This is a genomic window from Phaeobacter sp. CC-HEC084 (genome assembly GCF_059429255.1).
The window spans coordinates 43,840-57,385 of the sequence record NZ_JCAIJQ010000003.1 but is presented as its reverse complement, the minus strand read 5'-3'; the positions used below and the strand labels follow the sequence as shown (position 1 = coordinate 57,385).

Below are 13,546 nucleotides of genomic sequence, written 5' to 3'. Positions count from 1 at the left end.
AGGGGAGATGACCACCATGACCAAGACACTTCCCCTCTGGGCAGCGCTCCTCTTCGGTGTGATCTGCGGCGCCGTCATCGGCACCATCGTTGCCGCCTTCTACCTGACCCTGGCCCTGAAAACGGGGTTTCAGAGTTTCGACATGTTGGCGCTCTGGAAGGCGAGCGCCAGCACCCGCGCGGTACATCCCGAAGCCTTCAAGGTGGGCTTCGGGGCCGTTGGCTTTGGCGCGATCGGTCTCGGCACCCTGGCGCTGGCTTGGACCTGGAAGAAAGAGCGGGACGATTACGGCTCGGCACACTGGCAGACCAAGGCGGAGCTGAAGAAGAACGACATGTTGCAGGCGCCGGGCAAGGGCTTTGTCTGCGGCAAACTCGGCGCGCCGACCTCGAAGGCTGAGTTCATCTCTTCGACCACGATCCCGCATGTGATGATGGTCGCCCCAACCCGCGCCGGTAAGGGCGTCGGCTTCGTGATCCCGAACCTCCTAAGCTTCGCGGGTTCGGTCGTGGTGCTCGACGTGAAGGGTGAGAACTTCGAGAAGACAGCGCGGTTGCGGGCGCTGAATGGCGACGAGGTCTATCGCTTCAGCCCGTTTGATTGGGCCAATGCCACGCATCGCTACAATCCTCTGGCCCGGATCGCCAAGGCCCCGAGCTTCGCGCAGCGCTTCACCGAGGTCTCGATCCTGGCCGACCTCTTCCTCGACAAGGACAACAAGCAACTCGACACCTTCTCCGAGGCCGGCAAGTCGATCTTCGTCGCGGCCTGTCTGCTGGCGATCCAGCGCGGAACGCCGAACCTTGGCGAGGTGAACAAGATCGTCGCCGGGGGCGAGTACAAGAACGCCCAGTACAAGACCTATGCCGATGAAGCCGAAGAAGACATCCTGCGCGAGCTCTGGACCAACGCGGCCTCTGCCTCGTCGCGGCTGCTGACCTCAAACATCCAGGCGCTGATGACCGCGGGCCTCAAGCAGTGGGACAACCCGGCAGTGCGCTCGGCCACGCAAGCCAGCGACTTCGATTTCTCGACTTTTCGGAATCAACCGCAGTCGCTCTATATCGCCGTCTCCGAAGATCACATCGCAACCCTCGCCCCACTCCTGCGCCTGATGTTCGCCGATCTCATCGCCTCGATCCGCCTGAATGAACCGGGCCCCGACGAACCCTGGCCGGTCATGATGATGATCGACGAATTCCAGCAGATGGGTGCAATGCCCTATCTCGAACGCGCTATCCATTCCTTGGCAAGCTATGGCGGCCGCGTCGCGATGATCGCGCAGTCTCTGGCTTCGCTCGACCGGATCTACGGGCCCGAGGGCCGCGAAAGCCTCGAGAACGGGGCAGGGCTCAAGCTCTACATCACCCCGCGCGACCAGCGCACGGTGAAGGAAGTCTCGGCCGCCGTCGGCAGCACCACCCGCGAGGCGGTGACCAAGATGTATGGCCGCAACAAAGGTATCCTCGGCGCGACCTCGACTTCGGCGCGGCTGGAAGAACGGCCGCTGCTTTCCGAGACCGAAGCGCGCCTGATGGACCCCGACGAGGTGATCATCCTCGCCTCGCCCCAGCACCCGATCAAGGCGAGCCGGATCAAGTATTACGACGATCCCTTCTTCAAGCAGATGCTGGCCCGCCAAGAAGGTAAGCCCTTTCCCTATCCGCCGAGCGTGCAGGGTGTTGGGCCTTGGGGCAGCGAAGGTGGCGATGAGGCCGGCGCAGACGAGCAGGCGAAACCGGCCGAACGCGCGCCAGTCCGGGATCGCTCGCAGCGCCGCGAAGCGCGCGCGATGAGCGTGAGGACGATGGAAGCCGGGCGCGGGCAACCAGAGCCGGAGATGCTCGAGCGGGAAGCGGACTTGCCGAAGGAATGGGAGGCGGCGCTCGACCGGCAGGAGGACTTCATTGAAGAGCTATTGGGAGGGTGAGCGCGGTCTTCGCGCGACTGTCCCTTGTTAATCTTCTGTGTTGTGCGCGGAGGATGACTGTTTGTAGCCTCTGCCAGTCAGACTGCCATCGTAAAGCATGCGTACTCTTGACGTCTCCACTGCTGCTGTTCGCCAGCGTTTTTCAGCAACCAGAAGGTCTCCCGTGCGGCCTTTGGCGTAAGGGTACAGAGCCGAAACCCAAATCAATCAGCGTTCAATCAAGCCGGTTGTGTTTTCAGATTGCTCCGCCAGCTTGCCGAGCAACACCTTGCTAGACTTGTGTTCATATGTGTTTGACAGGCAGTTCGTCCAGATTCTCAATGGGTTGCTTTGCAAGCGACGATACGCGATCTTATTCGAAATAATACAATCATAGATTTATGGGGGAGTTGTCGGCAGGCATGGGCTTACTTGACGATATAGCGGGCGAAACTGGGAGCGCGACTTCAACTGACCCAGTTTCTGCCGTTGGGGTTAGATATCGTGACGCCTTGCGGCTTCTCTTCATTCTAGCGGCCGGTTCCGATCCTGCTGACGATCCTGCTGAAGAATGCGTGAAAGTCTTCAGGGCCGAAAAACGGCTAATGGCTATGGATTTCTTGGTGCGCTATCCAGACTATCTGGCTGACGCGTTACTGGACGTGGTCGAAGCCGAGGGTGATCTCGACCTGCTTAAGAAGGTCGAAGGCATTTTTGATGCTGATGAACCTTCTGTCAGGCTAGTGCGCATGGTCAGGTGGAAGCGAGGAGCTTACGAGAACATCGCGGATGCACTTGCCTTGCTAAGCTACTACGGACTCGTCCGATCGATGCAGCTTAAAGGCGAAGATGGCAAGGTGCGTCGCTATGAATACCAGATATCATCGAAGGCAATGGCTTTCTTGGACCAGTGTGTAGCCGATCATCCGGACTTGGTGTGGTACCGGGACCGGATGACGCTAGTGATGCGGGTAGCTTCCGGTAAAAGCGGTTCGAAGCTTAAGGACTGGCAATACGAGCATCCCACCTATGGCAAGACACTTCATGGCGATCTCATCCCGAGCATTCGTGTGGAAGTCGAGAAGCGCCTACGCGCGATTTCGGAGAATCTGAAATGAGAAAGTCTGCGCCAATTCAATCCACCGAGAGTGGCTGGCTCCGCGCCATTGCGGAACGTTCAGGCACTGAGGAAAGCACAGCCAAGTCTGTGCTACAGAAATACAACATCCAGCCGCAGCCTACACCTCCTCGAGCGAAGTCATTGCGGTTCAAAAGCATAAGAGTTGCAGGTGCCCGTGCAGAGTCCGACTGTGACGGGCCGTTTGATAAGACTTGGGCCAACCTCGGCGCTGGATTGTTTGCGGTAATGTCGGACCGCAACCTCCGCGGCAAGTCTTCTATCCTAAATCTGCTATACGCTGTCATCAGGGGCGAGTTCCGGGGAAGGGTTAAGGCGGACGTCTGGAAATGGCTGGAAATCGTCGATGTGACTTATGAGATCGACGGCATTCTCCACCGTACTGAATTGCGGAAAGATGTCGGAGAGGAGGATCCGGCGAAAGCGAAAGCCCGCGTCAGCCGTTCGGGCAGCGACGGGAGCTGGGTGCCATTATACGACGGTGATGGCGGCGAAGGGCTGAAGTCGCAAACGGAACAGCTAATGATGGCTGAACTAACCTTCTCGCCGATATATGCACACAATTCCAAAACCGGTGGTCATGCTCATGGCTGGCCACTGATTTCATCGGCACTCTTCTTGTCGAGTTCGACGAACGCCAAGGCACTTTTCGGCGACGTCACGATCGATGGTATCCCGTTACGCCTACTGCAACTATTCATCGGTTTGCCGTGGGTCTCGACGTATAGCGCGGCCCTCACAGCGCAGAAGGAGGTCGAGGAATCCCGCGCCGCTCGTCCAGACCAGTCTGCGCTGTACAAGGGCCTTGCGAAAAGGTTGGAGACGGTCAACGCCAAGCTGGAGACAGCAAGGGAAAGCGTGAAGAAGGTTGACGATCGCTCAAGGAAACGGGTCGAGTTGAACGATTTGGACCAACAGATGGTCACTCTGCGCGAAGTTGCGGATTCCACGCGGGCTGCTTTCGAAGTGGCTGATGTCTCGCTGCAGAAGATTGCGGAGAGCTTCGAGAAAGCCCGTCAAAGGGTACAGCAACTGGAGGACGAGAAGTCAGCCGGCTATTCGTTCCGCAAGCTTAGCCCATCCTGCTGCCCAGCCTGCGAAGCCAAATACAAAGAGGTCGTGGCGGCGCCTGGGTCAACTGGCGATGGAAGCACCTGTCTGCTTTGCAAGAACGATATTCCCCAGGGCACAGAGGATTTTGAAGAAGATCACATTCAGCTTGCGAAAGATGAAGTCGACGCCCTCGACGCGTCATTGAAATTAGCTAGGGAGAAGCAAAAAGCCGCGGAAAAATCTGCAAACAACGCTGCAATCGAACTTCGAAAAGCAAAGGATCGGGTTTCCGCGTTGCAGGTCGACCTTGCTGCCAAGGTCCCTGATACAGAGCTGGAGATCGTCCAGCTGGAAGCCCAGGCAGCTCAACTTCGCGACCTCATGGGTGATGGAGCGACATCTACAAGCTCGGACGCCAATACCGATGCTGCGGATAAGGTTCTCAGGGCAGCCACTGACGTCACCAAAGAACTTATGGTTGATATGCAATCTGAGATTCTGAAGCAGATATCGCAATCGGTGATGCTCCTTTCCCGGAAGTTTGGCATGCCCAACGCCACTGAGATGCAACTGGACAACGGAGGTCGGCTCAAAGTCAAACAAGGTGGAGCTATCGAATGGTTTAGCAACTTGACCATGGGTGAACGGCTGCGCATCAAGATTGCCGTGGCGCTCGCTGCGGTCGAAGTCGCAAGGGAACGGGGTCACGGCCGCCACCCCGGTTTGATGGTGATCGACTCGCCGGCGTCCGAAGAGGTCGTGGACAAGGATTTCGAGGCGATGCTCGATAGCGTTGCAACCGCGGCCTCGGAGATAGGCGGTGTGCAGATAATCATCGGCACGACAGCGCGTCCTTCCGTTGAAGCCGTTGTGCCAATCGAGCATCGTCTCCATGCCAAAGGCGACGACTACGTTTTCTAAGCGGTGAGTCATGGAATATCTTATCGAGTTGTTACGCGCCGATGCTGACGGATCCAGTGATCCGGGCTCCGTTTCAGCGGAGCGATTGCTTTCTGCAGTACAAAAACTCGCGCCCGGTTCAGACCGAGCCGATGGCTTTTGCTGGCTGACCCGATGGATATCCGAGACCTCTGTCCAATCCGTATTGTTGGAAATGCTGGCGTGGACTGACGACGCTCCAGCACTGGCCGAGATGGTCGATTGTCTGGAGCGGATCGAGATACCAGCCGGGTTCGCCAAGCCAGCGTGGACAAGTCTTTGTTCCCATTTCGAAGATGAAAGCAATCATTCATGGGGGCGTTCCCATGCACTGAGAGGTGCGATGCTGCTCTCGCAAGAGAACGCGGTTCTCGTGCGTAGGCTACAGGCCAGCATCCTCGACGTTTCGACAGAGGACGATCCACAATTCCTGCGTCACGTCGCCAAGGTGGTTGGCGCTATTCTACGTCGATATCCGGATACAGACTTTATGTTGCTTCTCGAACAATTGGCGACGCTGGATACTGTCGCAGACGAAGCGTGCATGGAAATTGGGTTAGCTAAGCTTCGCGAAGGACTGGCCGCACCCACCGAGGAAGCCCTTTGGTCGGCGCTTGCGTCCGCAAAAAAATGGTTCGAGCGATCCCTCGAGAACAGCGAGCGTCGTCCGGATGCAAAACTCTATTTGCTTTGCACGACCTTCCTGCTGTCAGTACGGGAAGACGGGCTCCGAGCAGATTTGAAAGATCGTTTACCTGAATTGGAAATTGCTGCCATCGAGTATACTGCGTTTTCACAGGCGCGCCACGCGTCTCACTCATGGCTGGCTGTTTCCTCGAGGGAACGCTTTCATTGGTTGTCAATGGCAACAAAATTAGCTGCTCTGGCCCACTCCCTAGGCAAAGAAATTTGGTTGAACGTTGCAATTGTGATTGAGGATGAGCTTCTGTCAATTTTCTACCCTGGAAGCGAAGTTTTTGGTCTGCCATCTACGCCCGGCCTCGATGCGTCAATGCAGGATGCTACCATCCGTGGAATGCGCGAACGCAGGTACTACCTTCAAGCGCTGGAGGAGTGGCTACAGGTCAACATTGACCATGGAAAAGCCGGGGCTGTAGCGGAGCTGCGCGAAACGCTCAAGCGGTCGATGGAGGACTCGCTTAATCGCCGCCCTTTCGACGCCACGACCACTAGCCGGCTGGTTGAGGTACTAGAAGATGCCGGCTTCAGCGAAGCCGCGGCCAAAATGGGTGTTTCGGAACTCCGCATGCATGGGGACGCCAATGTTATGGTTGCTCAGCTTTGGCAACAGGTAATCGAACAGTTTGCAACTCAGCCAGACTATTCACGTTTCCCCGACGCGCGGATGCTCGTGGAGTCTCTTGTCGGCCTATTACTGAAGTTTTTGGCTGCCCGGTCAAACGTCGGTGTTAGCACCGATCCTGTCGCCTCCTATTTGTTCCGGCGAAGTGGAAAGCTACCGGTAGAACATGATCTGCAGCTGGATTTTCTGAAATTCTTGCAGACCGGGGGAGCGCCAACCTTCCAAGCAGAGGCGCGTGATCGTGGTGGTGGGAGAGCCGACATCGACGTCCAGTTTCGCGGTGTAAGTTCGATTATCGAGGTTAAGAAGGATGACAACGTACCGGACAACGCTACCTTGGCCAAGCGCTACGCCGGACAAGCGACAGGATATCTCACTACAGGCGTCCGCTTTGGATTTCTGTTGGTCCTCGATCTGACAGATAGGAACGGACACCAGCAACACATTTCGGAGCGGATAACCATAGAGCGTAAAACGCCCGTTGGATCTGATACCGAATACCTTATCGTCGTAGCCCGAGTTCAAGCCCTCCGGAAGACGCCGCACGACCTCAAGTAATACGGCATCATGAAAGTTGCTCCAGGTTACTCCATCAAACCGATTTTTGGGTCTGTGGCGTCGCAGATTTCGATCTTCCTTTCAACCGCCTACCAATATCTGAATTGAAAATGAGGACAATGGCGCAATGTCTGAGCAAACCTTTAGTCCGTGGTTGGCACCGGCGTTGGTTGATCCAGTCAAAAAGACGCTGAAGTCACTTCCGGGATGCGGTAATCTGCGGATCTACCGTTCCACCCTTATCGACAACAAACAGTGGCAGAAGCTCGCCGGACGCGTGGCACCGCCGCCGACTGTGCCCTAGGGTCAGGACCCATTGATTTCCGTCCAGCGGCGTGATTCACGGTTCGAAAATCGAGCGGTAACATGTCTGATCTATTCTGGCTTACGGACGCGCAGATGGCGCGTCTTGAGCCCTTCTTTCCCAAGTCCCATGGCAAGCCACGCGTCGATGATCGACGTGTGTTGAGCGGTATTATCTTCATTAATCGCAATGGGTTGCGTTGGCGCGATGCCCCTGCGGCCTATGGCCCGCACAAGACGCTCTACAACCGCTGGAAGCGGTGGAGTGACAAGGGCATCTTCGCCCGGATGATGGTGGGTCTGGCTGCCGAACACGGCGAAGAGAAGACTGTGATGATCGATGCGACCTACCTCAAAGCACACCGGACAGCGACCAGTTTGGGCGTCAAAAAGGGGGGCGTGGACGCCTGATTGGTCGGACGAAGGGCGGCATGAATACCAAATTGCACGCCATTTGCGACAGCCAAGGACGCCCACTGAACCTGTTCGTGACCGCAGGACAGGTCAGCGATTACATCGGTGCCCGCGCCATGGTGAGCAGTTTGCCCAAGGTGGACTGGCTGCTTGGAGATCGTGGCTATGACGCTGATTGGTTTCGGGAAGCGTTGAAAGACAAAGGGATACGCGCCTGCATCCCTGGCCGAAAACAGCGGAAGAAAACGGTAAAGTACGACAAGCGTCGCTATAAACGCCGAAACCGGATCGAGATCATGTTCGGAAGGCTCAAGGATTGGCGACGTGTCGCAACCCGCTACGACAGGTGCCCAAAGGTCTTCCTGTCAGCCATCGCACTCGCAGCGCTCGTCATTTACTGGCTATGAGTCCTGACCCTAGTAGCGTAAGTTCTTTCCCTTAAATGCCTTATTATCACGCGTCCGATTGTCGAGAAAGTAATTCTACGTTGCTTTTTCGGCCGACACCAAAAGACAGCTTGCCTCGGCCCAATAGCGGCTATTGACGAATACAAAGCGAACAGCAGCGCTCGCGCGCTGCTGCCATTCGTAGCCTAAGCACGTTATTTTGCTCGACGCCTGCTGTGTCGGAACGTCTCACGACCCCGGCAGATAGAACTCCGTAATCCCCCGCTTCCCCTCGGCTCGCCCGAGCTGAACGATCACATCGATGGACTTGCGGATGTATTGCCGGACCTCGGCGAATGTCAGCGGCGTCCCTGCCTGCAGCACCATGATCGCCAGTCGATCGATGGCGAGTTCGGCGGTTTCGGCGTGGATGGTGGAGACCGATCCGCCATGGCCTGTGTTAATGGCCTCGAGATAGGTCAGGGCCTCGGCCCCGCGCAGCTCGCCGACGATGATCCGGTCGGGTCGCATACGGAGGGAGGCCTGAAGGAGGGCATTGGCGCTGCGTTGCAAGCCGGAACCACGGTCGGCCAGGAGGGCGACGGTGTTCGGCTGGCCGGGGAAGAGCTCGAAGGCATCCTCGATGGTGATCAGCCGCTCGTGTTCACTGACATGGGTCAGGAGATGGCGGGCGAAAGTGGTCTTGCCGGTCGAGGTGCCGCCACTGATCAGGACGTTGAGCCGTGCCTCGACCAGGGTCTGCAGCGCGGCCTCGAGGTTCACTTCGGCGAGTGTGGCGATGTTCTTCATCTTCTCGGCGCGGAGCGCATCGAGCGAGACGGCCTTGCCGAAGAGATAGGTGGGTGCGTAATCCCTGACGCTGCCGGAGGCGAAGAGACGGATCGTGATCGAGGCACCGCGATCGATGGCGGGCGGTACGGCAACCTGAACTCGGAGCGGGCGGCCTGCATATTCCACCTTGCCAGAGACAAGGGGGTTCTTTTCAGAGACGCGGGCCTTGGCGTCGCCGACGATGGTGTGGGCCATGTTGAGGGCGGTGGTGCGATCCACGGTTTGGCCTTCGTGGCGCATGGTAGCGTCGCCCGCGACCTCGAGCCAGACCTTGCCATCCGGGTTTATCGCGATCTCGACCACGTCATCGCGTCGTAGAAGGTCGCGGAACGGATCGAAATAGCGTTCGAGGTATGAGGCTGGTGACGCCTGCTTCATCAGTAAATCACCACATCCCGGTCTACGAGCACCGTGACCGAGGCCCCCTGATCGACATAGATCGTCGGCGCGATCGAGACCTGGTCGGCGATGACGGATCCGACCGCGTCCTGAAGATCGCTGCCGACATCGCCCAGAACAATGCTGGTCGTCTCGTTGTTGGCGCTTTCTGCCGCAACAGCTGGCGCCGCCCCGATCACGGAAATCAGCGCCGCCCCGCCGAAGCGCTCGGCAAACTTGGTGTCGACAAGACCGGTGAGCCCCGAGCGACCGAGCTGGTCCCCGCCCACGGCGGCGATTTCCATCGAGGTGCCGTCCGGTGTCAGGACTCGGGTCCAGAGGATCAGGATGCGCTTCTGGTGCATCTCGATCCCGGAGCGATATTGGCCAAAAAGGCGGGAGCCCCGGGGGATCAGGATCCGATCCCCGGAAAACGGCGGGACCGGCTCGGAAACAATCGCGACAACGGAACCCGGCAGATCGCTGTTGATGGCGGTCTGGAGCGCGGCCTGGATGACAGATCCTTGGGTCAACGTGCGTTCGGGATGGGTGAGACGAGCAGCCTCCTGCACTTCGAGCGGCCGCGCACTCTGCAGGAAAGCCTCATTGCCCGAGACCACCGGCCCCCCGGTTCCAGCGGCAGCAGGATCGGCCACCGCCGCGCCACTTTGGCCGCCACGCGGACCGTCTGCATAGACCACTGCGGGGGATTTAATCTGCGCGGTCAGAAGCTCCTCGGCGACCCGCTCGGCCTCGCGCTGGCGCTGTTCCTCTTCTTGACGCCGGCGTTCTTCGAGAAGGCGCTGATCGGCGATCAGCCCTTCGCGGTCGAGTTCGGCCTCGAGCCCCTCGCGTTGTGCTCGTTCGGCATCGAGCATGGCCTGCAGCCCCTTGATACGGGTCTCGGTCTGGCGCTGCAGGTTGGCCAGCTCGGTTTCCTTTTCCGCTATAAGTGCTTCCAAGGCCGCCTTCTGCTCATCGAAAGCTTCGCGCAGGTCTGCGACGGCGGACTGGATTTCCGAGTTGCGGGCGGCCTGGCTGGCGGCGAGGGCCTCGCGCAGCTTGGCGATCTCGGCCAGCACCTCGGCGCTTGCCTCCGGGGCAGGGGCCGCGGGCACATCAAGCGCCTCCTCGACAGCGATCAGCGCGTCATTGACCCGCTGCTCGGTCTCGTCAGGAGGAAACTCCAGCCGCCCGCCGGTGCCGGGGCGGCGGTCCTGAAAGGTCTCGACATCGGAAGTCTCAAGCGCGCTGTCCCCCTCTTGCAGACTGGTCGCCAGGAAATACGCGACGCCGGCGCCGCCAAGGGCGAGGGCAGCGGCGAGCGCGCCGACCCCGAAGCTGTTGCCACGGCGTTTGGATTTGCCGCGCTGGCTGAATTGGTCGAGGCGGTCCTGCAGGTCGGGAGGGGTTTGATCGGCCATGGTCAGTTGCTCACGTAGATCGCGCTCTCGTCGCGGGCGGCGCAGATCGCCTCGTCGCCGATGCGCAGAGTCCAGTAGGTGTTCACCCCGAGCACGCGTACGGTATTGCCTTGTTGGGTCCAGTTCACCGTGCGCTCACGGCCCTGGTCGTCGGCCTTGAAGAGGGCGGGCTGACGGGCGTTTTCCGGAAACACGAAATACGTATAGCGCCCGTCGTCATAGATATGGCTGGGACGGAAGTCGCCCTCGCCCGAGACGCGGTAGTTGTAGTTGCGCGGGGCCTCGAACCCCTTGGGCTGGGTCGCACCCGCCGCGCGGCGTTCTTCGTCGGGGTAACGGAAGCGGACTTCGAAGAACATGCCGGTGCGGTTCGGAATCGAACCTTCGCGCAGGTGGAAGGAATAGGTGCGTCGGTTGGTGATCACCGTCATGTTGGTCGAGGCATTCGCCACATGCGGTTTGATCGTCAGTACGTTGCCGAGCTCGGGGATTGGGTCGACCTGGAAGCTCTCGGTGTCGCCGACGATCACCGCCTCGAACCTCTCCCCGGCCCCGAAATGAATCGTGGTCGAATGCCGCAAGTCAGTTTCGATCCGGTAGACCTGGTTTTCATTGTAGACGGCAGTGCGGATGCGAATATCGAGCGGGCCGCCTTGTGGCGTGGCTTCGGCGAGGGCTGTAACAGGCAGGGCAAGCGCCAGGAGAAGTGCGGGGAGGGATTTCATCTTGATCAGTTCTCCAGGGTCTCGGCGTCGACGCGGTAGGAGGTCACCACGAAGCCCAAGGGGTTGGCCCAGACGTCCTGAAGGCGCTGGCGGGTTTCGGGTTGGAAGTCATAACCAACGGTAGCGACGTAAGACCGGGTCACGGTGCGGGTGTCGCGGGGGCGGCGCAGCGTGCGGGTGAAGCGGACCTGGGCCACGCCGCGCTCGATCTGGTTCACCGACTTGATCACCACCTCGATCTTGGCGTCGCGTCCGTAGATCGTGATCGGGTAGTCTTCATTGGTCGAAGACCAGAGATCACGCAGCGTACGGGCGGCATCTCCATCCGAGCGGTCCAGCACCGAGTTGATGCGTTGCTCTCCATCGGTCAGGTCATAGGTTTCGCGGTCATCGACGTAGGCCACGAGATTGGCCTGGATGATGGCATCGCTTTCCGACAGCGTCAGGGCCTGGACGGCGGCGACCCGGTCCATCTCGCCGGTTTCCTTGTCGACCACGACCACGAAGGTTTCGGTCGTCTTGAGGGGAAAGAGGCTTGCGCCCGCGACCATGCCGGCGACACCAACTAACACGCCCGCAGCGGCGACAAACCAGGCGAAACGCTCGCGCCGCCGTGGCCCGTAGATGAAATCCGCTTCAAACGCGTCGCGGTCAGGCGCGGAGGAACTGGCTACAGTCTTCTTCAAAGTCGTCGTCTTTCAAATCAGGGTTTGCGGAAAGCCTTGGCGGCGGAGAGGAGCGCGCCGGGGCTTTGCCGGATCAACTCGCCGGTTTTCACCACGCCCGCATTGGCCATCTGGTTCAGCTCGTGCGGAGACTTGCCGGTGACGAGGCGCGAGGCGGCACCCGTGCCGTATTCCCGCGTGTTCACGAAGCCCTGACGCGCGAGGCCGGTCAGGCCCACGGCATTGGAGGCAATGCCAACGACGCCGGTCAGGTTGGAGGCGATGTAGGGGACCGAGGCCATGATCCCGGCGCTGAGGATCAGAATGACGAGGAAGGGCAGGATCAGGCTGACGGTCTCGACATCGCCCGGATCGGCGGAGGCGTCCCCTATGGCCTCGGCGATGGCGACGATGATGCCCGCCGCGCCTGCGGCGGCGACCGGCATGAGCGCATAGCCGATGGTGGCGCGGGTCCAGGCCTCGAAAAGGGATTGGGTCGGCTTGAAGAGCGAGGTCACGATCATGAAGGGGGCGATGACGATCATCAGCGCGAAGACGATGCGGGCGAAGGCGATGATCCCGGCGGTGACGGCGGCGAAGACCGCCGAGAGGACAAAGAAGATCGCGCCCAGGACCGCGCCAAAGACCCAGCCTGCGCGGTCGCCGATCGTGTCGCCATAGGCGGTGATGCGGGCGACCATGTTGTCGAGGCTTTCATAGACCCCGGCCTCGTCGCCCGAGCCGGTGAGCGCGAGGATCGAGGCGCCGACGGAGTCGGGCACCTGCGTGACGATGTCATAGATGACGCTGAAATTATCCCAACTCTGCGCGAAGATCCCCACAAGTGCGACCTTCATGCCGAAGGCAAACCCGGTGCCAAAGGGCAGGGGGCGGAGTTGCATGACCGCGTTGATCCCGAGGAGCACGACGAGGAGCGCGGCCCCGGCGGAGATCACGTCGCCGACAACGCCTGCCGAAGAGACAAAGCCGTCCTGTGCCACGGTATCCACCGCGGCGTCGACCTGGCTCAGGATGTCGCGAATAACGCCCATCTACTCTACGCAGGCCTCCACAACTTGCGCCTCGAGCGCGTCCGCCTTGGCGTAGAGCTCGAGCACCTTGAAGGGCAGACGCGGGTTGTCCGAGGTCTGGAACCGGGGCAGCGCGCCCAAGGCCTGATCCCAGGTGAACTGATCCAGCAGACAGGTGCAGGTTTCCGAGGCGAGCGCCTCTTCGGCGATCAGGATGCGCAGGATCGCGCGGTAGCCGTTGCGCAGATAGGCGGTCTCGGCCAGATCGGCGGGGGGTTTCGGAGCACGACATTCGTCGGCTTCGTCCCGCGCGATGGCCATCGAATTGAAGGGCGTGTCGCCGGACGGGTCCGTGGTCGGGGTCTGGGCCAGCACGGCACAGGGCAAGGCACTCACGACAAGTGCGGCGAGACAAAGAGACCGAATTGCTGCCAAGCCGTGGTTCAC

At 59.8% G+C, this 13,546-nt stretch carries 11 protein-coding genes; 5 read left to right on the top strand and 6 right to left on the bottom strand.

The window, feature by feature from the left end; translation table 11 throughout:
• The first annotated feature begins 16 nt into the window (after positions 1–16).
• The 5 genes from AC5SSZ_RS12640 (at position 17) to AC5SSZ_RS12620 (ending at position 8,045) form a co-directional block, all read left to right on the top strand.
• The gene (locus AC5SSZ_RS12640) at positions 17–1,930 is read left to right on the top strand and encodes a type IV secretory system conjugative DNA transfer family protein (protein WP_027246185.1); all 1,914 of its coding nucleotides are present in this window, start codon (positions 17–19) and stop codon (positions 1,928–1,930) included.
• Between the two features lie 401 nt (positions 1,931–2,331).
• Positions 2,332–3,027 (top strand): hypothetical protein, encoded by a 696-nt coding sequence (locus AC5SSZ_RS12635; RefSeq protein WP_175480281.1) that lies wholly within the window; start codon positions 2,332–2,334, stop codon positions 3,025–3,027.
• Complete coding sequence (locus AC5SSZ_RS12630; RefSeq protein ID WP_036761585.1) at positions 3,024–5,021, top strand: hypothetical protein; 1,998 nt, start codon at positions 3,024–3,026, stop codon at positions 5,019–5,021. The genes AC5SSZ_RS12635 and AC5SSZ_RS12630 overlap by 4 nt, the downstream gene beginning before the upstream one ends.
• A gap of 10 nt (positions 5,022–5,031) precedes the next feature.
• A complete protein-coding gene (locus tag AC5SSZ_RS12625) occupies positions 5,032–6,921 on the top strand; it encodes a hypothetical protein (protein ID WP_083783485.1) in 1,890 nt (629 codons plus the stop codon).
• 366 nt (positions 6,922–7,287) lie between these two features.
• Positions 7,288–8,045, top strand: a protein-coding gene (locus AC5SSZ_RS12620; RefSeq protein ID WP_495437918.1) for an IS5 family transposase whose coding sequence is annotated in 2 segments (ribosomal slippage) — positions 7,288–7,609 and positions 7,609–8,045 — 759 coding nt in all. Because the reading frame shifts where the segments join, the coding sequence is not laid out codon by codon here.
• Positions 8,046–8,273: 228 nt separating this feature from the next.
• On the opposite strand, the gene AC5SSZ_RS12615 is transcribed toward AC5SSZ_RS12620, so the two are convergent.
• From AC5SSZ_RS12615 to AC5SSZ_RS12590, 6 genes are read right to left on the bottom strand one after another with little or no spacing between them, the layout of a single operon-like run.
• Entirely contained in the window at positions 8,274–9,254 is a 981-nt protein-coding gene (locus AC5SSZ_RS12615; RefSeq protein WP_495438351.1) for an ATPase, T2SS/T4P/T4SS family, read from the bottom strand.
• Positions 9,254–10,678: a TrbI/VirB10 family protein gene (locus AC5SSZ_RS12610; RefSeq protein ID WP_495438350.1), complete on the bottom strand. Its 1,425-nt coding sequence runs from the start codon at positions 10,676–10,678 to the stop codon at positions 9,254–9,256. The genes AC5SSZ_RS12615 and AC5SSZ_RS12610 overlap by 1 nt, the downstream gene beginning before the upstream one ends.
• Positions 10,679–10,680: 2 nt before the next feature.
• Positions 10,681–11,403: a TrbG/VirB9 family P-type conjugative transfer protein gene (locus AC5SSZ_RS12605; RefSeq protein ID WP_495438349.1), complete on the bottom strand. Its 723-nt coding sequence runs from the start codon at positions 11,401–11,403 to the stop codon at positions 10,681–10,683.
• Between the two features lie 5 nt (positions 11,404–11,408).
• Positions 11,409–12,089, bottom strand: coding sequence for a VirB8 family type IV secretion system protein (locus tag AC5SSZ_RS12600; protein WP_495438348.1), 681 nt, complete (start codon positions 12,087–12,089; stop codon positions 11,409–11,411).
• A gap of 17 nt (positions 12,090–12,106) precedes the next feature.
• Positions 12,107–13,120, bottom strand: coding sequence for a TrbL/VirB6 family protein (locus AC5SSZ_RS12595; RefSeq protein ID WP_027246180.1), 1,014 nt, complete (start codon positions 13,118–13,120; stop codon positions 12,107–12,109).
• On the bottom strand, positions 13,121–13,546 hold the full coding sequence (locus tag AC5SSZ_RS12590; RefSeq protein ID WP_103911910.1) for a hypothetical protein: 426 nt from the start codon (positions 13,544–13,546) through the stop codon (positions 13,121–13,123). It lies immediately after the preceding gene.